The sequence below is a fragment of the Paenibacillus sp. FSL R10-2771 genome, assembly GCF_038000205.1.
In the GTDB taxonomy this organism is placed as follows: domain Bacteria; phylum Bacillota; class Bacilli; order Paenibacillales; family Paenibacillaceae; genus Paenibacillus_AQ; species Paenibacillus_AQ phytohabitans.
Genome location: NZ_JBBOBM010000001.1, coordinates 2,524,528 through 2,546,677, shown reverse-complemented (window position 1 = coordinate 2,546,677; position 22,150 = coordinate 2,524,528). Strand labels below are relative to the sequence as shown.

The window sequence follows — 22,150 nt, the reverse complement described above, 5'->3', positions numbered from 1 at the left end:
TCCCTTCATGCTACTCTAACCTCTGCAAACGATCCACGATGTCCGTGAACCGCAGTTTATATTGCTCAGGCAGCATCCCATTGTCCGGCAGTCTGCGCAGTTCTTCTAAATATCTGTTGCGGTCTTCATGTTTGGACAGCAGTCCAAGCTTCTCTTCATAATTCTCAAGAACTTGCTCCGCCCGCTTAATATGCTCATACACAGCTTGACGGCTGATTTCAAATTCCGCAGCAATCTCTCCCAGGGAGAAATCATCGTGGAAATAATATTTGAGAAACGTTTGCTGCTTGTCAGTAAGCAGCCGTTCGTAGAAAGCAAATAGCAGGTTGATCCGGTTGGTTTTCTCGAGCCTATTCTCCTGACTCATTAAGGGCACTCCCTTCGTCAAGGAAAAACACTTTACAGCTTCACAACGTCCCTTATGATACCGAAAACAAAGAAAGATGTCAAGCCTTTTTGCTTGTCATCCTTTTCTTTGCCCGAAACCGGCATTTCGGAGGTAAATTCCGGCCTGCTTAGTGAATCGGCAGGATGTATAAGAATACAACGAAGAAGTGAAGAATCGTCCCTGCAAGCACGAACAAATGCCAGATGGCATGATGGTACGGGAAGCCGCGCCACACATAAAAAACTGTGCCAAGCGTGTACAGCAGACCGCCTACCATCAACAGAGTCATGCCGCCGCTGGCCACAACCTCAGACAGAGGGCTCCAGGCGATCACGATCATCCAGCCCATGGCGATGTAGAATATGGTCGACATGAACAGGAACTTTTTGACGAAAAACGCTTTGAAAAAGACGCCGAATACCGCTACTCCCCAGGCGATCCCGAATAAAGTCCAGCCCAGCGGCCCCCGGATCGCCACCAGCATAAAGGGTGTATACGTTCCGGCGATAAACAAATAAATCGAGGAGTGGTCGAGGAATTCAAAGAAATCCTTCGCCTTGCCGTCCCTAAGACTATGCACCATTGTTGAATTAAAATACAGCAGCAGCATAGTTACCCCATATATGGAGAAACTGACAACATGCCAGGCCGTACCATTCTGGACAGCATATACGACCAGCAGAACCAGCGCAGCAATACTTAACACTGCACCAATCCCGTGTGTAATCGCGTTCGCAACCTCTTCCTTGCGGCTGTAAGTGTGAGTATTAGCCATCCCACTATTCCTTCCATTTGCGGTTTCCTTCTATTATAGCTCTTTCCCTGAGGTCCTTCCAGCTTACGGCAGCCGCAAGGAATACTTCTCCGTTTACAGCTTGTACAGGTCAGTGTACTTTGCTTCCAGATAATCCGCCAGATAATCCGGGTTCAGCGGTTCCCCTGTTACCTGCTCGATAATCTGCGAGGGTGTCAGGCTCTGACCGTAGCGGTAGATTTTGTCGGTGAGCCATTCTTTGATCGGCAGCAGGTTTCCGGCAGCAATCAGCTCCTCGAACTCCGGAAGCTCCTTGCGCAGCGTATTGAGCATTTGGGCCGCGTACATGTTGCCCAGCGAATAAGAAGCGAAATATCCGAAGTCTCCTCCCGACCAGTGAACATCCTGCAGTACGCCAAGCGCATCCGTAGGAGGGGTTATGCCGAGATATTCCTGATACTTCGCGTTCCAGGTCTTCGGCAGATCCTTCACTTCAAGCCCTTCATTGAAAATAAGCTTCTCGATTTCGTAGCGTACAATAATATGCAGGTTGTACGTCAGCTCATCGGCTTCGATGCGGATGAAGGAATTGCCTACACTGTTGATGGCGCGGTAGAAATCCTCCATTTCCACATTAGCAAGCTGTTCCGGGAAATGCTGCTGCAAATCGCCGTAGTAACGTTGCCAAAAAGCCCGGCTGCGTCCAATCATATTCTCCCATAGTCTGGACTGGGACTCGTGAATCCCCATGGATGCGCCTTGAGCCAGCGGTGTACCAATAATCTCTTCACCGAAATTCTGCTCGTACAGGGCATGTCCGCCCTCATGCAATGAGCTGAAGATCGAACTGGTCACATTATCCAGCAGATAGTTTGTTGTGATGCGCACATCGCCGGGATTCAGGCCCGTAGCGAACGGATGCACACTTTCATCCAGACGTCCTGCCTCAAAGTCGTAGCCCATCTGCTCAAGCAGGAAGAGGCCGAACTTCTCCTGCTGCTCTTTGGGGAAAATCTGACTCAGGAATTCCGTATCCGGCTTGTTCGGCGACGCGCTGATCGCTTCGGCAAGAGGAACAAGACGGCTGCGCAGACGGCTGAAGATGTCGTCCACTTTGGCCACCGTCAGATCCGGTTCATACATATCCAGCAGCGTATCATAACGTGAGCCTTCTACTCCCCAATAATCGATAAACTCCTGTTTGAACTCAACAATCTTGGTCAGGTAAGGCTCGAAGGAGGCAAAATCATTGTTATCCTTGGCTTCTTCCCAGATGGTCTGGGCATGGGCGGTCAGGACAGAGTACTCCTCGAATTTTTTGGAAGGAATGCTCTTACTGCGGCTGTACTCTTTGCGGGTATCCTTCACGATCTTGTTCTCATTATCGCTTAACTGGCTCATCACTTCCGGACGGCTGAAGAATTCGGTAAAAGCACCGATCTCCTCCGATACCTGCAATTTGAACGCTTCTGCACTCAGCATGCCAAGCGTGGCTGATCGCATCTCCACACCTTTACGCGGCGCACCTGTACGCAAATCCCAGCCCAGGAGCCCAATAGCTTCATAATAGCCTCTGATTTTGAATAATAGCTCTTTAAATTTATCCCACTCTTCTTTGACCAATTGTTCCATTGGTTGAGCACCTGCCCTTGTCTAATTTATCCACTCCTCTTGATGATACTTTTATTAATGGCTATAATCAAATTCAGAATAGACATCTTCAATTTGAAATACTTATATTCTAATGAATACCGTGAACCCGGGGAATTCTGATTACTGACTTTAAGTTCGCGGCAAGAAGATGTAGAATGGATAACAACTTATTGCGTAAGCTTCCCAAGGGGGAGCTGTACGAGGGGATTTCAGAAGAAGTCTATTATCATTTAACTTTGAGGAGGCAGCATGCTCATGAGTCAGGTCACAGAAATTATGAAATTTAACAAGCATTTTGTTGAGGAAAAAGAATACGAAGCCTATCTGACCAGCCGATTTCCGGATAAAAAAATGCTGATCATCACCTGCATGGATACCCGGTTAGTTGAGCTTCTGCCCAAAGCGATGAATTTCAAGAACGGCGATGTCAAAATCATCAAAAATGCCGGAGCCGTCATCTCCCAGCCGTTCGGAAGCGTAATGCGCAGCGTAATGGTTGCGCTGTATGAGCTGGATGCGGATGAAGTTATCGTCGTCGGGCATTATGAATGCGGCATGGCCTCCCTGAATGCGGACCGGATGATCAATTCTATTAAGGAACGCGGTGTTTCGGAGCAGGTGCTCGATACTTTGGAGAATTCGGGAATTAAGCTGACCAAATGGCTGCGCGGGTTTGACAATGTGGAGGAAGGGGTAATTCAGACTGTGGAGCTGATCAAGCGCCATCCCTTACTCCCCCCAAACGTACCTATTCACGGCATGATCATCGATCCGGCAACCGGAGCGCTTGAGCTTGTCTCGGATGGATACGCGGAGTATAAGGCAACTCTCTGAAACTGCTGTTTGCGTGGATCCTGGATCCACGCACTTTTTTTTGCCTGCCGGAACCTTGAAGCCAGTTAACATTTCTATTTGTGATTATTAAAAATTGAAACCTCCTGAGGATAACCTGCGTATTACCGGGCAGACACACAGAAACTAATGTGAACAAGACGGATGCTAATCGTTAAAAGAATGGTTTTGTCCGCTGCAGATTCTGGAATGTCTGTATTTACCACACTTCTGGGAGGTTCTCGTACTAAATGAAATCAATGAAACGTGTAATGATGATCGTCATGGCCTTCACTCTGTTCTTTGCCGTAACTGCTCCTGACTTTGCAGATGCCCGCCGTGGCGGCGGCTTCAAATCGGGAAGCCGGGGATTCACCACTACCCCGAAGAAATCAACAACAAACAATGTGAAACAAAGTGATAGCACCAAAGGCACCACAGCCGGAAGCACAACGAATGCAAACCGCGGATTCTTCAGCGGCGGCAGCCTGATGAAAGGCCTGATGATCGGCGGGATCGCCGGCTTCCTCTTCGGCGGAATGTTCTCCGGCATGGGCGCTTTCGGCAATATCATCGGCCTCTTCATTAACATGCTGGCCATTTATCTGGTCGTTATGATGATCATGTCCTTCTTCCGGCGCAGACAGGAACGGCGCAGAATGCAGGAAAGAGACGGGCGCTACTAATGAGTGTTACCGTACTCAGTATGGACGAGATTATCAATGCAATCTGCCTGCATATGGCTGAACGCAAAGCTGTACGGGTGGAGGAAGTCCGGGTGGAGCTTAGCTGGGACGAAGACACCGGCTATACCGCAGAGGTCTGGGTCCAGGGCCGCAGCCAGTTCCTGGTCGAATCCAATCTGATTGAATCGATTCTGCGTTATCTGCACAGCGAATACGGCATCCGCGCTTACCGTGAAAATGTACGCCTGGAGCTGGACGAAGAAATCACCGCTGTTGTCACTTTGTAAAACTCATACGCCGTCCGCTGATGCATTAAGCGGGCGGTTTTTTTGGGGTTGGGGTTGGGGTTGGGGTTGGGGTTGGGGTTGGGGTTGGGGTTGGGGTTGGGGTTGGGGTTGGGGTTGGGGTTGGGGTTGGGGTTGGGGTTGGGGTCCGACTAAGTGGAAAAACAGCATCTATTACTGGCGAAGTCATTATTATCGCCGGAATAGTTGGAGAAACAACACTTAATGATATGCAAAATCGTAATTATCGGAATATGTGTTGAATTAAGTGCCTTATTTCCAACTATCATTGCTCTGGAGAGAAATCGCGAGACCTCTGTTATCAGCGAATCAGCGAGCATGCACCTTTCATTTTTCTTTCAGGAACAGCTGGTATATTATCTCAGAACATTTGCTTGCCGGGGAAGTCACAGCTGATGATACGGGGTATGAGCGAAGCTTGACGGCACTGCAGAAGCTCACAAACTGAGAGTCTATAGCCCTGATGCAACTTTGTACGAATACATATGTTCAGGCTTGGGCTCACATTATGTCTAGGAGGACCAGAGATCATGTCGAGATTAACAAAATGCCTGTGCACAGGCACGCTGCTGTCTGCACTGCTCTTGTCAGGCTGCGGCAACAAGGCACAGGAAGAGACTATTCCGGTAGCCAGTCCAGATAGCACAGAAGCCACTGCTGCCCAGAGCTTCACTGGAAAAATCATCAGCATCAGCGGAAACGAAATTACGCTCTATAAGGCTCAATCAGGCGGTATCCAAGAGCCCTGAGTTGCTGAATTTGATCTGGCCGGGGATGATGCAGCGGGTACTTCTGGTATTGCAGCGGGCGATGGCGCGACAGGAAGCAACGCCAGTGGCGCCCCCTCCACATCCGCTCTTCAGTTTACAGACGAGACAGTAGTCATTACCGTTGATGAGAATACGAAGTTTGTAATTCCATCCGTCACCACAAAAACCGGCTCCTCTTCTGGAGGAGCCGCCGGTGCTTTGCCTCTGGCAGATCTGCAGACAGGCGATATCCTTACAGTTACGCTGACCGAAGGTACGCTAACTGCGTCAAGGATTGAGCTGAAGAGCGGACTTGTTGCCGGTGGGGGCGGGCTGACGGCGGCGCCGGAGGCCAGCGCCAGCCCTCTCCCGCTGCCCGGCCCGGGAGATGACGTGAAGCCGCCGCAGACTCCGGGTGCCCAGCCGGACGGTCAGGCTGCCCCGCCGCAGGACGGCAAGGCGGGTGAACGGCCCGCCGGAAGCCAAGACGGCGGGCCTGCAGGCGGAGCACCCGGGGGCGACGCGCCTGCGGGTGCCGGAGGCGGAGCAGCGGGCGGCGCTGCTCCGGGCAGTGCTGGCGGCGCTCCCTCAGGCGCGCCGGACAAGCCAGGGGCTGCCGCTGGCGCGAAGCCGGCAGCAACCCCGGCCGCGGGCGCGAAGCCAGCTGCCGCAGATGGTGGCGGCAGCGGCGGGAAGACTCCCGGCGCCGCCATGAGCTTCGGCAAGATCAAGAGTATCAGCGGCAGCAAGATTACTCTGTATACAGCCGAAGCGCCATCCGCTGCTCCGCAGGATGGAGCAGCACCAGCGGGAGCCCCGCAAGGCGCGGAGCCTTCGGGCAGCCCGGGCAGTGAGCGGTGAGCCGGGAGCGGGAGGCGGCGGCCAGGGCAGTGGCCAGTACGGTGGCGGCCAAGGCGGCAGACCGCAGGGACAGGGCGGTGCGCAGATGAGCTTCTCTGAAGAGACCACCGTTGTTACGGTGACATCGGATACGAAGCTTATCTCTATTACTTTTACCGATGGCAAGCGTACAGAGGCTACGATCGCCTTGTCCACACTAAAGGCAGGCGACATCATCCAGTACACAATGAAATCAGGCACAGCTCAAGCCGATAGCATCAGCCTCAGCAGCGGTGATTCAGGCGGCAAATAAGAAGCACAGTCACTGGAACTTGACCGCATTTCATCCTGCGGGTTCTAGTACACCCTCACATCAGGTTCTGCGCTGAAGCCGGTCAGCAGCACTTCAACTGCCAGATAAATCATCCGGCAGCTTATTACATGCAGAAACCGCATCACAATAACCGGATCGGTAAGATGCTGATCCGGTTATTTTTGCATGAGCAGGTTATTCCCTCTACTTACTCTACTTATTACAATAGCCGCAGCGGTCAAGCACGCATCCGGGCAACTCTCCGGCCCGCACCCGGCTCAGATTAACGAAATTGCCAGCAGTTCGAATAATACCAGCGGCAGGATGACATTATTATTTACCGGCCCCGGATACGGATAACCTGGACCTGGATAAGGCTTGTAATACGGATTGTAGTATCCGCGTCCCGTTTCTGTAGTTATAGTCACCGTGAGGTACAGATGTTTGCTGTCCATGCCGGCAATGGTGCCTTCATGCATCTGTCCATCGATGGTCTGTACCTTCACATTATGGTTCAAATAAGGCTTGCAGGACTGGTGCAGAGAATCGCGGACACCGTGCAGATGCTGGACCACCGCAGGGTCAGCCTGATAGATAACCGCTGTTTGCGGGCCACTATGATATGTCGACATGAATGTTTAACCTCCGTATAAATGGATTTGCTACATTCTATGCACATGCCCAGCTCAGGGTGCCTAGCCCGCTGCCGTCCCTCCACCCCGCTTGCTGTAATTCCTCCGCCTCTATACCAAAGCAAACTAAAAAGCCGTACACCGGAAAGTCCTTGTATACGGCTTAGCTATTCACTTATTCTCCATTAAATCTGCAGCAGCCTAAAAAGCAACGCCGATTCCGCCCTGTCCTGCATATGTACCCATCACAGGTCCCATGGTGGACAGCAAAATTTCTTTGAAGGGATGCTTCTCCAGAATACGCTCCTTGATTTCCAGCGCCAGCATCTCGCAATTGCTATGGACTATGGCGATTACCGCCTGTTCATAATCATGCTGCTTCTGATCAAGCTTGGCCAGCAGATGACTCAGCGCCTTAGGAAGTCCACGGGTCTTCTCGACCACTTCAACGGTTCCCTCTTCGCTGATCTTCAGCAGCAGCTTAATGTTCAGTACAGAAGCCACGGCACCGGAGATCCGGCTCAGCCGCCCGCCTTTGATCACATTCTCCAGAGTATCCAGTGTGAAATAAGCGGTGGTCTCTTCAACCTTGTGCATCACTTTATCTTTCAATTCAGCCAGACTTGCTGCCGTCAGCGACCATTTCGCTGCCATAGCCACAATCAGTGTCAGTCCGCCTGAAAAAAGTTTGGAATCTATAATTTCAATCGCATTCGGATGTCCTTCTTCCTCGTACATCTCCTTGGCGATCATTGCGGTCTGATAAGTACTGCTGATATTGGAGGACATGCAGATGACCATAATATCAGTGCCTGCTTCCACTTGTTTGAAATTGTCCAGGAATACCTGTGGACTTGGGCTCGCCGTAGTCGGCAATTCCTTCGCTTCATGCATCTTCGCATAAAAAGTCTTCGCGTCCGTATCATAAGGCATGAGTTCATGTCCGAAATGAACCGGCAAATGGACAATAGAAATGTCGTACTGCTCTACGTAATCTGGGGGTAAATCGGAACCGCTATCCGTTATAATCTTGATGGGCATCAGGGTGCTCTCCTTTCAATTCTATACTAGTATAGTCACCTTTTATGTAAACCAATAGTACAATTTATAACTTGTCAAAAGCGTTTTTTTGTGCTTAGTGCTATTTTTCACAGCTCAGCAGACTATTCTGCCTGAAGGATTGTTACTCTCTGCGACTATTATTAGCTGCATCAGGTTCTTTCTTAACTTCCCGTCTTATGATATGGTTTATGCATAAGTGAATAGAAATGGAGTGTAACGATGAGCAAGAACAAAGTGTGGAACAGAGGCAAACATAATGGTGCCGGCCTGTCCAAAAAGACCCCCGCTAACGTAGAATCCGAAGGTACAGCAGAGACGGCTGCGGCAGAGAACATCAGCGCTGAGGAAACTCCGAATCCGCGGATTGATACAGTGAAGCCGATGAACCGCAGCAATTGGGTATCCAGACCCGCCCGCGTGAAGCCGCAGAACCCTGAACGGAATAAGTAGCTTGCCCTTTATAGGGAGCAGCTGAACATTACCGCATCCAAAAAAGAGGAGCCGCATACCTTACGCGGCTCCTCTTTTATCATACAACGCACACTCTTAGCTGGTTCCCTAAGTGCAGCTGCTACAGATTCAAGCTTCGCATACTCTGCTCCGGATAACGCATGCCGGAGGCAGCCCCTTGAGGCGCAGCCTCATCAATCTGCTGCAGCTCCTCAGCGGTCAGCTCTATGTCCAGTGCACCTACGTTCTCTTCCAGATACTTCGTCCGTTTCGTTCCCGGGATCGGCACGATGTCCTCCCCTAGCTTCAGCAGCCAGGCCAGCGCAAGCTGAGAGGGCTCGCAGCCCTTCCCGGCAGCAATCTGCTTGATGCGTTCCACCAGATCCAGATTCTTCTTGAAATTATCCCCCTGGAAACGGGGGGAGTTGCGGCGGTAATCATCCTCGGCCAGATCCTCGAAGCTCTGAATCTGCCCGGTCAGGAAACCGCGCCCCAGCGGACTGTACGGAACGAAGCCAATAGCCAGCTCGCGGACAAGCGGCAGAATTTCGTCCTCCACCTCACGGCTCCACAGGGAATATTCGGTCTGCAGCGCCGTTACCGGATGAATGGCATGAGCGCGGCGGATGGTAGCCGTCCCTGCCTCAGACAGCCCTATGTAGCGGATTTTGCCTGCTGCAACGAGATCGGCCATCGCACCAACGGTTTCTTCAATTGGCGTGTTCGGATCTACCCTGTGCTGATAGTATAGATCAATATGATCTACGCCAAGCCGCAGGAGACTGGCATCGCAAGCTGACTTCACATAGTCCGGACGGCCATTTATGCCGAGCATCTGCCCTTCCGGACTGCGTACATTGCCGAATTTGGTCGCCAGCACAAGATCGTTCCGTTTGCCTTTAACGGCTTTTCCGACCAGCTCTTCATTCCGTCCCACACCATACATATCTGCCGTATCCAGAAAAGTAACTCCCAGGTCCATGGCCCGGTGAATCGTGCGGATGGACTCCGCTTCATCCCGGCCGCTATAGAAATCGGACATCCCCATGCAGCCGAGTCCAAGTGCAGACACCTGCAGCTTACCGCCTAGCATTCTAGTATTCATTCCCTGCTTCCGCCTCCCGATTTGAAATTGATACCTTGTCTGCCCTGATCATACCACAGTCAAATTCCAATATCATTTACGGCACCTTTAGAGCAGACCTTCCGGCAAATGCCTGTTGCGCTCCAGAATAGCCTGCATCATCGCAAGCGTATCCGGCTGCAGCGGAATACCAGTAGTTCTATATAGCTGGAGCCAGCGCAGACAAGCCAGCGCCTCGAATAGTTCAAGCTCTGCTGCAGTGTAACTGCTCTTTGCAAGAAATGCTGAACGGTAGACTTCAGCGTATTGCTCCCCGGCATAGACCCGGATAATTAGAATAGACCACGCTATATCATATCTCGGATCGCCCAGCTGGACATTCGTCCAGTCTATAATGGTGTAGGCTCCTGCTGCCTCCAGGATATTGCCCGCATGATAGTCTCCGTGAATCAGATGATGCGAGGTTATTCCCGCCTTGTCCGCCAGCCCCAGCGCCAGCCTTCTGATCTCCGGCTGACCTCCCCACTCCGGGAAGAAGTAATCTGCGAAATCATATGCGGGTACTTCTATACCGCTTAAGGAATCGAGTGGAAGCCTATGTATATCCAGCAGATTTTCTGCTATTGCTGTAAGAACGGTGGTATTCGCTTCCGTGAGAGGCACACCGTCAAAGCTGGTTAACAGCACCTGATTGTCCCCGGGGTCCAATCCCCAGGCATACGGCTGTGACACCGCACGGCCCTGCCGGTACATCTGCTCCAGCACTTTATATTGGATAGAGATATCCGGCCGTGAATCCCGGTTCCATATTTTGAACACAAGCTCTGTATCCGGCAGTGTAACTCTGTACACCTCGGCTTCCAGACCACCCTCGAGCGGGGTAATGACCGCCTCATCTGCCCTTTGCAGAATCGCCTCATATTCCGCACTTTGCTCTTTCCAGCGGATATTGCTTAGAACATTATTCATGGTTATGAATCTTCCTTTCCGTTGACTGATTCTTGTTCGCTTGTCATTATGCAGCTGCTGTCAATCCAATTGCTTGTATTCTAGGCACTTTCCTCAGATACCTGAATAATATAAACCAATTAAACCATACAACGGATAAATGAGGGAAGCTATATGGAACATTGGATCAGAGTCGAACCGAACGTGAAGATTTATGTTAATGATATCAACCCGCTGGGCAGCAGAACGATTCTCTTCGTCCATGGCTGGCCTGCTAACCACCAGATGTTCGAATATCAGTACAACCAGCTGGTGCCTATGGGCTACCGTTGCATCGGGATGGACATGCGGGGATTCGGCAATTCGGATAAACCGCTGGGCCGGTACGATTATAACCGCTTAGCTGATGATATCCGCTGCGTGATCGGGGCACTTGGGCTGCAGGATATTACACTCGGCGGACACTCAACCGGCGGAGCCGTAGCCATCCGGTATATGGCCCGGCACCAGGGATATGGTGTCTCCAAGCTTGCGCTATTCGCTTCGGCAGCCCCCAGTCTGATTCAGCGGCCGGGCTTCCCTTACGGAACGACCAGAGAAGCTATCGAGCAGATCATTCAGTCTACCTACGATGACCGGCCCAAGATGCTGTATGATTTCGGCGAAATCTTCTTCTATCAAAAAGTATCCCAGCCGTTCTCAGACTGGTTCTTCCAGTTAGGGCTTGAGGCCGCAAGCTGGTCGACCATCGCTGTCTCCAAGGCTTGGCTGGAGGAAGAGTTGTTTAATGACTTCCCCCGGATACAGGTGCCTACGCTGATTCTGCACGGTGTTCATGATCAGGTATGCTTCTTCCCGCTGGCCGAGGCACAGCATCAAGGAATCCGCAATTCGGTACTGATCCCCTTCGAGAATAGCGGACACGGATTATTCTATGACGAACGCGACAAATTCAACCTGGAGCTGTCCCGGTTCGCCAAGTAGAAATCATCCGCCATATAACAACAGCCGTTTCTTTGCGGAAGCAAAAAAACGGCTGTTTAGTCATTTTACATTTTAAATCACGTATCAGTTAGTTCATCCTTAATCCTTCTGTATACAACCTTACAGCTCCAGCGTCTCACCATAGGCAAGCGCCGAGCCTCTGATTCCCGCTTCTTCCAGCGCCTGAACGAAAGCACCTGCATCCTGACGGATCGGCGGGAAGGTATTGTAGTGTACCGGAAGTACATGTCTCGCTCCCAGCCACTTAGCGGCGATGAGTGCATGCTCAGGCCCCATCGTGAAATGTCCGCCGATCGGCAGAATGGCCAGATCAATCTCGTACAGCTCCCCGAACATCTTCAGGTCTCCGAACAGCCCGGTGTCCCCTGCATGCAGAATGGTGCGGCCCTCAGCTTCAATAATGAAGCCCGCAGGCGTCCCCCCGTAGATCCTCTGTCCATCTTCGAGTGTAATGCTGGAGGTGTGGAAGGCATGGATCATCGTCGCTTTGGCAAAACCAAGATCCACCGTCCCCCCGATGTTCATGCCAATCGTCTGGGCGCCCTTCCCCTCCAGGTAAGAGGCTAACTCCACATTAGCTACAATCGGAACATTATTACTTTTGGCAATCGGCGCGGCATCCAGAATGTGATCCATATGGGCATGAGTCAGCAGCACCGCATCCGTCTTAATATCTTCAACCTTTGTCACTGCTGCAGCATTGCCGCTAATGAAAGGATCGATAATCAGCGATTTGCCGTTTACCTCGATTTGAACACAGGAATGGCCATGGTAGATAATTTTCATTGATTTTCTCTCCTCTTCGCTGTTAATTTCAATGGGTCTTCAGGGATTGAATCGTGCAAAAACCCAAAGTTTACGTTACAATGACACCAAGCTGCTCTGAAGCCAGACATGCTACTGAATTTTTACAATATAACAAATTATAATACGTTCGTTAGTTTTTATGATATATTCATTTCTGCCAGCTGTCAAGAGAGGTGTGAAGAACATTGCTGTCCGTTGAGAAAACCATGCTGTTCCTGTTGTCCAAGGTGGAGCAGATGGGCGCCCAGCAGTTTGTTGAGATTTACGAGCAAAGGGGGTACACCTCCACCTATATCCGCAATGCCCTGTCCCGTCTGAAAAAAGAGGGCTATATCGCTTCCCCGTCACGCTCCTGGTACAGCGTCACCGCCGAGGGCCTCGCCTACATTAAGGCGATTAACAGCAAGCCCGCCCGGTATCAGGAAAAGTGGGATCACACCTGGGATGTGGTCATGCTGGAGGTTCCTGAGTCTGAACGCAAGAAGCGCGACCAGTTCCGTACGGCGCTCGGCCAGCTGGGCTATGGTCTTCTATATAACAGTGTGTACATTTCACCATGGAACTATCGCGATGAAGTCGCAGCATATATCCAAAAGCTGGAGCTGGAAGGCAAGGTGTCCATCCTGCAAGGCCAATTCCAGGAAGGCTCCATTACGCCACAGAAAGCACAAGCGATCTGGCAGCTGGATGAAATCGAAGCCTTATATCAGAAGAAATCGGACTGGCTGCAGGAAGAATTCGTTCCATCTTTGCACGAGGCACTTCAGGCGGGGCAGCCTCTACAGCTATTCCTGCTATATTTGCAGATGGGTGAGGAATTAAGCGGGCTGTTTATGGCCGACCCGTATCTCCCGGATGAGCTGCTGCCGGACCATTGGCCGGGTAAAGTGATTATCGCCGCAATGAACAAGCATATGCGTAGAGCCGCACAGGCAATTCCTGCGGATTCTTTCTATGCCCCTTTCGTCAGATAAGATGATCTTGGAAGGATACTTAACACAAAGAGCAGCCCAAACCGCAGGCTGCTCTTTGTGTTATATACTAACCCTCGCGATTGCCGGAGGCCAAAAGCTCCCGGACCGCCTCCATATTCGTAACCGGCGCACGGCAGGCAAAATTCCGGCACACATAGGCCGTCGCATCGCCGCGGACCGCCGGTTTGTCCGCCAGATGCGGCAGGAGGCGGAGAATGCCTTCGCTATCCCCTTCCCAGTTAACGATCAGCGCAGCGTCAGGCAGATAGGCCTGCTGAACCTGAGCCAGCATGCCGTGCAGCGCCGGGTCCTCTTTTTTGCCGGAGAGCACCCATTCCCTGCCGCCCGAGGTCATCGCCAGATGGGCCTGCAAATACATCGCATAACCCGGCGGATACTCCGCTGCTGCAGAGGAGAGCACCGCAGCGGTACGCTCGGCGATGCCTTTGAGCTCCACGTCCTGGGCAATCACCGACAGCTTCCAGAGCAGCTTCGCCGCTACCGAATTCCCGGATGGAATAGCCCCGTCATACAATTCCTTCGAGCGGATAGGCAGTTCTTCCCCGTCATGGCCGGTGAAGAAGAAGCCGCCGCCTTCGGAATCGTAGAACAGCTCCAGCAGTCCATCCTTAAGAATCAGAGCGCGTTCCAGATAGACCGCCTGACCCGTAGCTTCATATAGTTCGCTGAGTCCCCAGATCAGGAAGGCATAATCATCCACATAAGCGGGAATCGCTGACTCCCCGTCACGGTAACGTGCCAGCAGCCTGCCATCCTCGCGCCGCAGCTTGTCCCAGATGAAGTTTGCTGCCGCTTCGGCGGCCTTGGCATATTCAGGCTTTTGCAGCGCTTTGGCTCCTTGAGCCAGCGCCGCGATCATCAGCCCGTTCCACGAAGTAAGCACCTTGTCATCCTTGAGCGGATGAATGCGCTGCTCCCGGTACTCATACAGCTTCCCGCGCCATTCCTCCATCCGGGTCCGCAGGCCCAGCGGGTTCATGCCCAGGCGTTCCGCCATTTCTTCCGGCAGTCCCTGAAGCAGATTCGGAATATTGGCACCCTCGAAGTTGCCTTCCGGGGTAATCCCGTAGACATGGCAATATGAATGCATGTCTTCCAGTCCCAGGGCTTCCTCGATCTCATCACGGGAGAAGACGTAGAACTTCCCCTCCACGCCTTCCGAATCCGCATCCTCCGCAGAGTAGAAAGCGCCTTCGGGAGAAGTCATATCGCGCAGGACATAGGTGAAGATCTGCTCGGCAATCTCCGCATACAGCGGTTTCCCGGTAATCTGGAAGGCCTCCAGATAGACGTTCGCCAGAAGTGCGTTATCGTAGAGCATTTTCTCAAAATGCGGAACCAGCCATTCCCGGTCCGTAGAATACCGCGAGAACCCGAAGCCCACATGGTCGTACATGCCGCCCCGGTACATCGACTCCAGCGTCTTCTCCACCATGCGGAGCGCTTCCGGCTGATTGTGCAGCTGGCTGTACGCCAGCAGGAAGGACAAATTATGCGGCGAAGGGAACTTCGGCGCATTGCCGAACCCGCCATATTCCTCGTCGAACTGGCGCCGGTACAGCTCATACGCCTCATGCAGCAGCTCATCGCCCGGGATACCGCCGTCTACATCAGCCGAGTTATATGCATTCTTACGGTCAAGTGTATGCAGCTCATCCAGCAGGTCATCGCCCAGCTTATTCAGCGCTTCGCCATCCTGCTCCCACTTCGTGTGGATCTGCTCCAGCACATCCATCAGCCCGATCCGGCCAAACATCTGCCGCTTCGGGAAATACGTACCGGCATAGAACGGCTTCTTCTCCGGCGTCAGCAGCACCGTCAGCGGCCATCCCCCGCTCCCCGTCAGCGCCTGACAGACCGACATATACAGCGCATCAATATCCGGCCGCTCCTCGCGGTCGACTTTGATGGCTACGTAGTTATCGTTAAGGAGCTGCGCGACTTCTGAATCCTCGAAGGATTCGCGTTCCATTACGTGACACCAATGACAGGTGGAGTAGCCGACTGAAAGGAAGACAGGCTTATTGTCGCGCTTGGCGACTTCAAACGCCTCTTCAGACCAAGGGAACCAATTCACTGGGTTAAGTGCGTGTTGGAGCAGATATGGCGACTTCTCCTTGGCTAATCTATTGGGTACTTTATGAGTAGTCATGGGACATCACCTCGTTTCGTTGTAGGATTGTTTGTAAAATAAAGCTTAGGGGTATTTTACCCAAATGGGTGGGGAAAGTCGCAAGGGAGAGAAAAAATGTAACTTCTTAAGAAGAGGGTTCTTTAAATTGGTTTGAACAGAAGGCGTTGTTCTCAAGTGGTGATTGATTAATTCAGCGACTTAACACTCTTTATGATTTTTTAACTTATTCCATAGTATCCTTTGTAAAAATTTATTAGGTTATCTCTACTGAATTCAACAAAATCCCTTGTTAGTTCTGCCTTTTTCAAATATGCAATTTCATCCAGGGCATCAATAGTTATTGTATTTTCCAGAAAGATTTTGGTTTGCTCTAGTCCTGCCCCACAAAGCAATTGAACATCAATATAAATAAATGAATCGAAGTTTTTCTTTTTCGCCTTCCAAATTAACAAACTATCCTCTACTTGACCAAGAATAAACAATTGAATACATAACGTCTTTATATACTCATTGTCTTCGGACTCCTGATTGTCCAGTTCAATAAGCAACAACTTGCGAATATCATCTATATCACTTTGCTTTGGGATTAATCCGTGTATACGCAATAATTCATCAGTTCTATCTACGGTCATTGTTCATGCTCCATTCTTCAATCGGTGAATGAAATTGCTCTCTTATCTGTTCTTTGGGTACAAAAAGCGTATCTAATGTCACTCTATAATCTTTACGCAATGGGCTGGTGGCATAGCCTTTAGTCAATACATTGGGGTATGTAGCCATGAAGTTAAACATTTTTTCTACACTAGGAGAACTATTATGGGCTTCAAGTGGGTCAATATAGTTGTTTTCAATTAGTTGCTTTAAAACTCTTACGTCAATAAACTCAAAGCGTCGGACACTTCCTGTGCCCCTTTTTGCAATCCACTCTCCAGTGATTCCTAGTAACCCGTCCCTCCTTTCATAATCCATATTGAAAATGAAGTCGCCATTCATTATATGTCCTCCATTCAATGAGATCTTGCTTTCATTTATGTAATAATGTTTAGTAAAAGTTTTACGATTTCATGAATGATAACTGTTATCCCTTGATTCAAGACTAAAAATTGGGCATACCCAAATATCATCTTTAATAAGTACCAACAAGTAGTTTTCTTCGATTCTACACTCTTGATACCATCCCAAGTCTACAGAAGTTCTACCCATATGAAGTTGCAATAAGTCCCTCTGTGAAGTTCTAACGAAATGGTGTATCTTCTTCGACAAATTGAACAGGGTCGGTTTCATCAAACTAAATAATACCATATACTGGGACAAACTTCTTTATTCGTATCGCTTCAAATTTCACTTTATCGAGCGATATAAGTGCTATAGGAGTTTCATCATTCAAACAACTGAAATACGAATTCAGCAAGTCAACTTGATAGACTGAGAGATAATTTATAGTGGTGCATATCTAGTTTAAAACTATATGAATTCAAGTACAGCAAGAGATTAGTGAAAACAGACCTAATGAGAACAAAACAGGAAGCAACTTCGGGGTGGGACGAAAACGTAGAGATTAAACTAGTGGAATTCACCGACATGACACCAATGACATGTGCTGTATCCAACTGAAAGGAAAATCGGCTTGTTCTCGGCTTGCGCCTTAGCAAAAGCCTCTTCTCCCCAAGGGAACCAGTCCACGGGGTTGTGGGCGTGTTGCAGTAGATAGGGTGATTTTTCGTTTATTAGTCGATTTGGCTTTTGGCCTTCTTTTATCTCTATTCATGTAGCCTCCTTGAGCACGTATGTTGCCATTTTCATTATTACCCATTGGTGAACAAAAAGACACTAACCTCGTTAGTGTCTTTTTTATAAAGTATTGCTTGACTCAACTACCGAAACTTAATCAGGACCTATGACAACCCTTGCTCTTTGAATAGACTTTAAAATACATAATCTTTCAGTGAGGTTAATTCGTTAGCTGTAATTCTAGCATTAAGAGATAGGTTTACTCCACCTCGATCAGGTTCCGTTACAGAAATTAACGTGCTCCCTACTTTGGGACAGCCTCTTTAAAACCATAACATTTTCGGAATGGATTGTTGCGTTTAAGCAATAGAAAAAGGAGCCCTTTTACAGGCTCCCTTCGACGGTGTTTGATCGTTCGAGTATCTTTAAAAGGCACACTTCACATCATTAGAAATACTTGGGCACCGCTTGTTCACTTTCCGTTTTAAAGGAATGCTACTAGGCGTGTGTGTTCAGAGATGCTCTGCGACACAACCCCTCGCTTTCAGTTGACTTAGTGATTAGTTAAATTCCTCTTGTAGCCCTAGCACCGAATGGTCCAACGGAACCACACCTCTCTTCACACCGTCAAAAATATCTTGCACAGACTTCAAGCTTCTTATACATCGTACACTCAAACAATTTTAAATCGGGATCGAACCGACGGCCTCATGCATGCCATGCAAACGTTCTACCAGCCGAGCAAGTGTGTTCTCATCATCCCGATATGTAAATAAACATCATCTTCAAATACTCCATATCTATGGAATTTATCATATTTCGAAGTATATTAAAGCCCCATTTGCCACTATGAAAATATATCCTTCATTGTTTTGTTATACGCTTTCCTATCAAAAACGCTTAGAAAACCTATAGCATAGTTTATCAACAAATGAAATGCGAATTCAGCAAGTTAATTCGACAGACTTGGAATTTAACAGGAATCTGACTCAGGGATGTGACAAAAACGTTGAGATTAAACAAGTGGAATTCACCGACCTGACACCAATGACAGGTCGAATAGCCGACAGATAAGAAGATCGGCTTTTTCTCGCCCTGCGCCTTGGCAAAGGCCTCGTCTCCCCATGGATACCAGTCCACGGGATTGTGGGCGTGCTGTAGGAGATAGGGTGATTTTTCGTTGGCTAATCTATTGGAAGATTTGTGAGTTGTCACGGGGCGTCCCCTCATTTCGGATAATTTAGGTAAAGTGTTGTCTACGGTTAGTTTACCCAAAAAAGTGAGGGAAGGCGCAGGTAAAGGAAAAAAGGTACTTCGTAATAAACACCTAATTTATATCTACACACATGCTCAGGAAGACTTGTCCCATCAAATGACCAAACTTTTCGAATGTATCTTTAGTTAGAGCAATTAAACGGTTCTTAACCTTTATCTTTTCGGAATTTCTATTTGTAGATTTTTTCATTTCTATTGCAATAAATCTCTAATCTCATCAAACCACTTTGCCAAATCATAATTGTGAAAAACATTTATCTGTCCCAACTGAACTGCTAAATGGTATCTTGAACGTATGGTTCTAAGCATATCGACTATGCTGTCTATTTATTCTCTGCAGTAAACGGCTTCAACTGCGCGAACTTCGTTAATCGTGCGGACGAAACCCAGCTCCAATTCATAGCTTTAAGAATTAATTGAAACCTCAAACAGCAAGTCCCTATTTCACTTCACTTAGGAGACTTGCTGTTTTTTGTGTTAGTTGGCTATTTGAACTGGAACCAAGTTAAATTTGCAACTGTGGTTGAATCTGACTTCACAAAAGTAACATATACCGTATGAGTTCCTACCGCTGTCCCGGCATTAAGCGGGATATTCTTGAGGGACCATGTCTGCCATCCGCCTGTGGTTTCTGCCGTCCAATAACCCAGCATAGGGCCTGTAGGGCTATCCAGGTGGAATTCTACCCTTCCGCCGGAGTTAGCGGATGCAACCTTCATATCAATACTTGTTTTAGCTGTACTGCCAAAGTCTACATTTTTAAATGCTATATAGTCGCCATTACTGCCTCCACCCACATCCAGCCCGCCGTCCGTGCTTGACTCATAGGACATAACACCTGAACTAAGGTTATAGCCTTCCGCTTCAAATTTCAATGTGTTGAATTTTGGCTCTGCAGCATAGCTGTTCGTATCTGTTATTTTCAAATCTGCCAAATTATTTACCGCAACTCCACCGACGCGAACATTGTTTAATGTAACTCCGGAGACAGTAGATGTATCACTCCAACCCTTCATTATTGAAACTTCACCTAAAGCGCGTAAATTGATATTATTATAGACCACATTTTTTATCGGACCGGTTTTTGCAGAAAGATCAAACCATCTGGAGTGAACACCGGATCTTGGCCAGAAGCCTTCTACGTCTATATTATCAAATATGATGTTTTGTGCTGCTGGAGTCCCATAAAGATGACCTACCGCTAAAGCGCGCCAGCACCGGTATACATAAGAGTTTTTAACAACGATGCCATCCTGAAGCTGTTTCACTCCATCGCCGACCTTGAATGCTCCACATCTGCTCCAGGCCAAAGCATCATCCACCACTACATTTGACTGGTTTTCAGGAGTTCCAGGCCAGTTTGCAGCTATATCGGTAGTTGCTACATCCCAGGTCTTAAATGAGTAGGTGTCATCCTCCGATACTGCTACAGTGTGCTTAATGAGTACATTCTGGCTCTCTTGAATGTCTATTGCATCATTCTCATAATCAAGTTCATTGTTGTTGAAGTGCTTGGTATTCTGGAAGGTTACGTTATTAGATCTTGTAACGATTGTAGCCCAGCCACCACTGTCTCTGATGGTTATGCCGTCAACCGTGAAGTTGCTGCACTGCAAGGGTACAAGAATATTGTTCAAATAATTGTTTGTATTTCTCATATAATGGCCATTGCCGTCAATCGTTCCCCTGCCGTATATCTTAATATTGTTTGCATTGGTTTCGGTATAAATAAACCAGGTTCCATCCTTATTCAGAGAATTCTTATGGAAATGGGTAGTGTAATCGCTTGGATTTCCTGAACCCCTTATCACAGAACCACCCTCCAGATAAACCGAAACGTTGCTTTTTAGAACAATGTTACCGCTCTTGTACACGCCGGCTGGAACGTATACTATACCGCCGCCTGCTGCGTTAGCCGCATTAATGGCGTTTTGTATGGCAGTTGTAGCCAAAGCGGCACCGGTACTGTCGGCACCGTACCCGGTTTTAACATTGTATATCCCTGTACCGGATGAAGCCGGAACATTGGTTTCAAGAGCATCTGCCGCAATCACCAGATCTTTCAGGTTATTGATTTTAACGATAAGATAGGTTGGTGATGAAAGTGTAAAGGTAAGTGTATTTCCGCTCTTGGCTGCAGTGATTCCCAAAGCTTTGGGAGAAATATTATAGGTATTGATTGGCTCGCTTGCTGTAATTGTGATTGTAGTCGTACCTGAAAAAGAGAGATTACAATAATTATAGTTTACAAATACCTCCGAAGTGTCGATTACCGGTATATTGGTAGAGTCTGCTGTTACCGTGTATTGATTGGTCGTGGTATAGATCGACGGTAACGGATAACTTACAATTGTACCCGCTGCACTTGCTGTCAAAGGAACGACAGCTAAAAGACTGGCGAGCATACAAACAATTAAACTTAATAAGTTTAACTTTTTTAGCATAAATAAACACCCCTTTCATATTTTCAGAAAATACTCTTATCTCTGCTCCGGCTCCAGACAGAGCCGGAGCAGATCGTCCACATGGGCCGTTGCCAGACATTCCACCGTATCCGCAGAGCCGTAATAGATCTTGACCTCGCCGTCATCCTCCAGAATCATTCCTCCCGGAAAAATCACATGATTGCGGAAGCCCCCGCCAATCTCATAGTCTGTCTCCGGTGCCAGCAGCGGCTGCTTGCTCATGCCGATCACCTTGCGGGGGTCCTCCAGATCCAGCAGCATAATTCCGGCGGTATAGCGCTTCTTCCATGTGTCCTCCCAACCTTGCTTGCCTCTGGCCGGGTCCACATCCACCGCATGGAAGGTGGTCAGCCAGCCCTTATCCGTCCGGACCGGAGGTGCGGCCGGGCCAACCTTGTCATTGGCAAACGGCACCTGCTCGACGGCGAGCAGCAGGCTGGAGTTGCCCCAATGCTTCAGGTCCGGCGACTCGGAGATCCAGGCATCGAAGCGGTCCCGGCCGCCGCGGCTGTATACCGTGAAGGGACGCTCCAGCCGGACATACTTGCCGCCGATGGGCTCGGGAAACAGTACCATATTGCGCAGGTCCGGTGTAGACAGGCTGAGCACCTCGAAGTGTTCCAGATCATCGGTAACGGCAATTCCGCCGCGAATGCCATGGTGCGTATCCACGGCAAAACACATATAACAACGGCCGCCGATCACGGTCAGGCGCGGGTCGTAGGCGCGGATAATTTCCTCGTCATGCATTTTGAACACTGGCTTCGGGCCGGCGGTCCAGCTCAGCCCGTCGTCACTGTAAGCAATGCCGAGATCCGTGGTGTGGTGCGGCTCAAGCGTCTGATCGACCAGTGAGCCGTAATCATTACGGAAGATCATCACATACTTGCCGTTAAATTTCGTTACACCGGCATTGAATACCAGTGCGGTGGGGTAAGGAACCTTCGTTGCATCCAGCACAGGATTGCCCGGATACCGCCGGATGAACGGGGCAGATTGCAGAATTGCCGGAGCGTGTTGAGTCATGGGGTGTACCTCCTTGA

At 49.4% G+C, this 22,150-nt stretch carries 22 protein-coding genes and 2 pseudogenes; 9 read left to right on the top strand and 15 right to left on the bottom strand.

Features of this window, described 5'->3' with window-relative positions:
- Positions 1-10: 10 nt before the first annotated feature.
- From NSU14_RS10935 to NSU14_RS10925, 3 genes are all read right to left on the bottom strand, one after another.
- Positions 11-367 (bottom strand): putative DNA-binding protein, encoded by a 357-nt coding sequence (locus NSU14_RS10935; protein WP_039309377.1) that lies wholly within the window; start codon positions 365-367, stop codon positions 11-13.
- Between the two features lie 148 nt (positions 368-515).
- Positions 516-1,163, bottom strand: a complete 648-nt coding sequence (gene trhA, locus NSU14_RS10930; RefSeq protein WP_039309379.1) for a PAQR family membrane homeostasis protein TrhA — start codon at positions 1,161-1,163, stop codon at positions 516-518.
- A 93-nt stretch (positions 1,164-1,256) separates the two neighbouring features.
- A complete protein-coding gene (locus NSU14_RS10925) occupies positions 1,257-2,774 on the bottom strand; it encodes a carboxypeptidase M32 (protein WP_340944770.1) in 1,518 nt (505 codons plus the stop codon).
- Between the two features lie 276 nt (positions 2,775-3,050).
- On the opposite strand from NSU14_RS10925, the gene NSU14_RS10920 reads away from it, so the two are divergent.
- The 6 genes from NSU14_RS10920 (at position 3,051) to NSU14_RS10895 (ending at position 6,519) form a co-directional block, all read left to right on the top strand.
- Positions 3,051-3,629 carry a beta-class carbonic anhydrase gene (locus NSU14_RS10920; RefSeq protein WP_340944768.1) on the top strand — a complete coding sequence of 193 codons (579 nt, stop codon included), beginning with the start codon at positions 3,051-3,053 and terminating at the stop codon, positions 3,627-3,629.
- Positions 3,630-3,886: 257 nt separating this feature from the next.
- Positions 3,887-4,312: a membrane protein gene (locus NSU14_RS10915; protein ID WP_039309423.1), complete on the top strand. Its 426-nt coding sequence runs from the start codon at positions 3,887-3,889 to the stop codon at positions 4,310-4,312.
- Complete coding sequence (locus NSU14_RS10910) at positions 4,312-4,599, top strand: YxcD family protein (protein WP_042138197.1); 288 nt, start codon at positions 4,312-4,314, stop codon at positions 4,597-4,599. Before NSU14_RS10915 ends, NSU14_RS10910 begins: the two co-directional genes overlap by 1 nt.
- 548 nt (positions 4,600-5,147) lie before the next feature.
- Positions 5,148-5,366 carry a hypothetical protein gene (locus NSU14_RS10905; protein WP_042138200.1) on the top strand — a complete coding sequence of 73 codons (219 nt, stop codon included), beginning with the start codon at positions 5,148-5,150 and terminating at the stop codon, positions 5,364-5,366.
- A 219-nt stretch (positions 5,367-5,585) separates the two neighbouring features.
- Entirely contained in the window at positions 5,586-6,227 is a 642-nt protein-coding gene (locus NSU14_RS10900; RefSeq protein ID WP_340944766.1) for a hypothetical protein, read from the top strand.
- Positions 6,217-6,519, top strand: coding sequence for a hypothetical protein (locus tag NSU14_RS10895; RefSeq protein ID WP_340944763.1), 303 nt, complete (start codon positions 6,217-6,219; stop codon positions 6,517-6,519). The genes NSU14_RS10900 and NSU14_RS10895 overlap by 11 nt, the downstream gene beginning before the upstream one ends.
- Positions 6,520-6,797: 278 nt before the next feature.
- On the opposite strand, the gene NSU14_RS10890 is transcribed toward NSU14_RS10895, so the two are convergent.
- Together NSU14_RS10890 and NSU14_RS10885 are read right to left on the bottom strand one after the other, a co-directional pair.
- Complete coding sequence (locus NSU14_RS10890; protein ID WP_042138203.1) at positions 6,798-7,151, bottom strand: hypothetical protein; 354 nt, start codon at positions 7,149-7,151, stop codon at positions 6,798-6,800.
- 201 nt (positions 7,152-7,352) lie between these two features.
- On the bottom strand, positions 7,353-8,192 hold the full coding sequence (locus NSU14_RS10885; RefSeq protein WP_042138205.1) for a DegV family protein: 840 nt from the start codon (positions 8,190-8,192) through the stop codon (positions 7,353-7,355).
- 240 nt (positions 8,193-8,432) lie between these two features.
- Here NSU14_RS10885 and NSU14_RS10880 point away from each other — a divergent pair, with 240 nt between their 5' ends.
- Positions 8,433-8,663, top strand: a complete 231-nt coding sequence (locus tag NSU14_RS10880; RefSeq protein WP_042138207.1) for a hypothetical protein — start codon at positions 8,433-8,435, stop codon at positions 8,661-8,663.
- A 121-nt stretch (positions 8,664-8,784) separates the two neighbouring features.
- Here the strand turns inward: NSU14_RS10880 and NSU14_RS10875 are convergent, their stop codons facing one another.
- The gene (locus tag NSU14_RS10875; RefSeq protein WP_340944760.1) at positions 8,785-9,768 is read right to left on the bottom strand and encodes an aldo/keto reductase; all 984 of its coding nucleotides are present in this window, start codon (positions 9,766-9,768) and stop codon (positions 8,785-8,787) included.
- An 87-nt stretch (positions 9,769-9,855) separates the two neighbouring features.
- On the bottom strand, positions 9,856-10,716 hold the full coding sequence (locus NSU14_RS10870) for an aminoglycoside phosphotransferase family protein (RefSeq protein ID WP_340944758.1): 861 nt from the start codon (positions 10,714-10,716) through the stop codon (positions 9,856-9,858).
- A gap of 153 nt (positions 10,717-10,869) precedes the next feature.
- Between NSU14_RS10870 and NSU14_RS10865 the strand changes: the two genes are divergently transcribed.
- The gene (locus NSU14_RS10865; protein ID WP_076243203.1) at positions 10,870-11,679 is read left to right on the top strand and encodes an alpha/beta fold hydrolase; all 810 of its coding nucleotides are present in this window, start codon (positions 10,870-10,872) and stop codon (positions 11,677-11,679) included.
- Positions 11,680-11,799: 120 nt separating this feature from the next.
- Here NSU14_RS10865 and NSU14_RS10860 read toward each other — a convergent pair whose 3' ends face one another.
- The gene (locus NSU14_RS10860) at positions 11,800-12,486 is read right to left on the bottom strand and encodes a metal-dependent hydrolase (RefSeq protein WP_076243204.1); all 687 of its coding nucleotides are present in this window, start codon (positions 12,484-12,486) and stop codon (positions 11,800-11,802) included.
- Positions 12,487-12,692: 206 nt separating this feature from the next.
- Between NSU14_RS10860 and NSU14_RS10855 the strand changes: the two genes are divergently transcribed.
- Complete coding sequence (locus NSU14_RS10855; RefSeq protein ID WP_042138217.1) at positions 12,693-13,481, top strand: PaaX family transcriptional regulator C-terminal domain-containing protein; 789 nt, start codon at positions 12,693-12,695, stop codon at positions 13,479-13,481.
- A gap of 67 nt (positions 13,482-13,548) precedes the next feature.
- Here the strand turns inward: NSU14_RS10855 and NSU14_RS10850 are convergent, their stop codons facing one another.
- The 7 genes and pseudogenes from NSU14_RS10850 to NSU14_RS10820 all read right to left on the bottom strand — a co-directional run bounded on the left by NSU14_RS10850 (position 13,549) and on the right by NSU14_RS10820 (position 22,133).
- On the bottom strand, positions 13,549-15,654 hold the full coding sequence (locus tag NSU14_RS10850; protein WP_340944756.1) for a thioredoxin domain-containing protein: 2,106 nt from the start codon (positions 15,652-15,654) through the stop codon (positions 13,549-13,551).
- A gap of 200 nt (positions 15,655-15,854) precedes the next feature.
- Positions 15,855-16,268 (bottom strand): hypothetical protein, encoded by a 414-nt coding sequence (locus tag NSU14_RS10845; protein WP_042138221.1) that lies wholly within the window; start codon positions 16,266-16,268, stop codon positions 15,855-15,857.
- Positions 16,255-16,629 (bottom strand): hypothetical protein, encoded by a 375-nt coding sequence (locus tag NSU14_RS10840; protein WP_340944751.1) that lies wholly within the window; start codon positions 16,627-16,629, stop codon positions 16,255-16,257. Before NSU14_RS10840 ends, NSU14_RS10845 begins: the two co-directional genes overlap by 14 nt.
- Before the next feature lie 585 nt (positions 16,630-17,214).
- A pseudogene (locus NSU14_RS10835) lies at positions 17,215-17,394 on the bottom strand (DUF255 domain-containing protein); the annotation flags it as partial.
- A gap of 1,001 nt (positions 17,395-18,395) precedes the next feature.
- Positions 18,396-18,597: pseudogene (locus NSU14_RS10830) on the bottom strand (DUF255 domain-containing protein); the annotation flags it as partial.
- 530 nt (positions 18,598-19,127) lie between these two features.
- Complete coding sequence (locus tag NSU14_RS10825; RefSeq protein ID WP_340944749.1) at positions 19,128-21,086, bottom strand: carbohydrate-binding protein; 1,959 nt, start codon at positions 21,084-21,086, stop codon at positions 19,128-19,130.
- Positions 21,087-21,122: 36 nt separating this feature from the next.
- The gene (locus tag NSU14_RS10820) at positions 21,123-22,133 is read right to left on the bottom strand and encodes a glycoside hydrolase family 130 protein (protein ID WP_042138224.1); all 1,011 of its coding nucleotides are present in this window, start codon (positions 22,131-22,133) and stop codon (positions 21,123-21,125) included.
- Between the last annotated feature and the right edge of the window lie 17 nt (positions 22,134-22,150).

Excerpts from the sequence above, each read along its gene's own strand:
- NSU14_RS10935 (WP_039309377.1), bottom strand. The coding sequence starts at position 367 with ATGAGTCAGGAGAATAGGCTCGAGAAAACCAACCGGATCAACCTGCTA.
- trhA (WP_039309379.1), bottom strand. The coding sequence starts at position 1,163 with ATGGCTAATACTCACACTTACAGCCGCAAGGAAGAGGTTGCGAACGCG.
- NSU14_RS10925 (WP_340944770.1), bottom strand. The coding sequence starts at position 2,774 with ATGGAACAATTGGTCAAAGAAGAGTGGGATAAATTTAAAGAGCTATTA.
- NSU14_RS10920 (WP_340944768.1), top strand. The coding sequence starts at position 3,051 with ATGAGTCAGGTCACAGAAATTATGAAATTTAACAAGCATTTTGTTGAG.
- NSU14_RS10915 (WP_039309423.1), top strand. The coding sequence starts at position 3,887 with ATGAAACGTGTAATGATGATCGTCATGGCCTTCACTCTGTTCTTTGCC.
- NSU14_RS10910 (WP_042138197.1), top strand. The coding sequence starts at position 4,312 with ATGAGTGTTACCGTACTCAGTATGGACGAGATTATCAATGCAATCTGC.
- NSU14_RS10905 (WP_042138200.1), top strand. The coding sequence starts at position 5,148 with ATGTCGAGATTAACAAAATGCCTGTGCACAGGCACGCTGCTGTCTGCA.
- NSU14_RS10890 (WP_042138203.1), bottom strand. The coding sequence starts at position 7,151 with ATGTCGACATATCATAGTGGCCCGCAAACAGCGGTTATCTATCAGGCT.
- NSU14_RS10885 (WP_042138205.1), bottom strand. The coding sequence starts at position 8,192 with ATGCCCATCAAGATTATAACGGATAGCGGTTCCGATTTACCCCCAGAT.
- NSU14_RS10880 (WP_042138207.1), top strand. The coding sequence starts at position 8,433 with ATGAGCAAGAACAAAGTGTGGAACAGAGGCAAACATAATGGTGCCGGC.
- NSU14_RS10875 (WP_340944760.1), bottom strand. The coding sequence starts at position 9,768 with ATGAATACTAGAATGCTAGGCGGTAAGCTGCAGGTGTCTGCACTTGGA.
- NSU14_RS10870 (WP_340944758.1), bottom strand. The coding sequence starts at position 10,716 with ATGAATAATGTTCTAAGCAATATCCGCTGGAAAGAGCAAAGTGCGGAA.
- NSU14_RS10865 (WP_076243203.1), top strand. The coding sequence starts at position 10,870 with ATGGAACATTGGATCAGAGTCGAACCGAACGTGAAGATTTATGTTAAT.
- NSU14_RS10860 (WP_076243204.1), bottom strand. The coding sequence starts at position 12,486 with ATGAAAATTATCTACCATGGCCATTCCTGTGTTCAAATCGAGGTAAAC.
- NSU14_RS10850 (WP_340944756.1), bottom strand. The coding sequence starts at position 15,654 with ATGACTACTCATAAAGTACCCAATAGATTAGCCAAGGAGAAGTCGCCA.
- NSU14_RS10845 (WP_042138221.1), bottom strand. The coding sequence starts at position 16,268 with ATGACCGTAGATAGAACTGATGAATTATTGCGTATACACGGATTAATC.
- NSU14_RS10840 (WP_340944751.1), bottom strand. The coding sequence starts at position 16,629 with ATGAATGGCGACTTCATTTTCAATATGGATTATGAAAGGAGGGACGGG.
- NSU14_RS10825 (WP_340944749.1), bottom strand. The coding sequence starts at position 21,086 with ATGCTAAAAAAGTTAAACTTATTAAGTTTAATTGTTTGTATGCTCGCC.
- NSU14_RS10820 (WP_042138224.1), bottom strand. The coding sequence starts at position 22,133 with ATGACTCAACACGCTCCGGCAATTCTGCAATCTGCCCCGTTCATCCGG.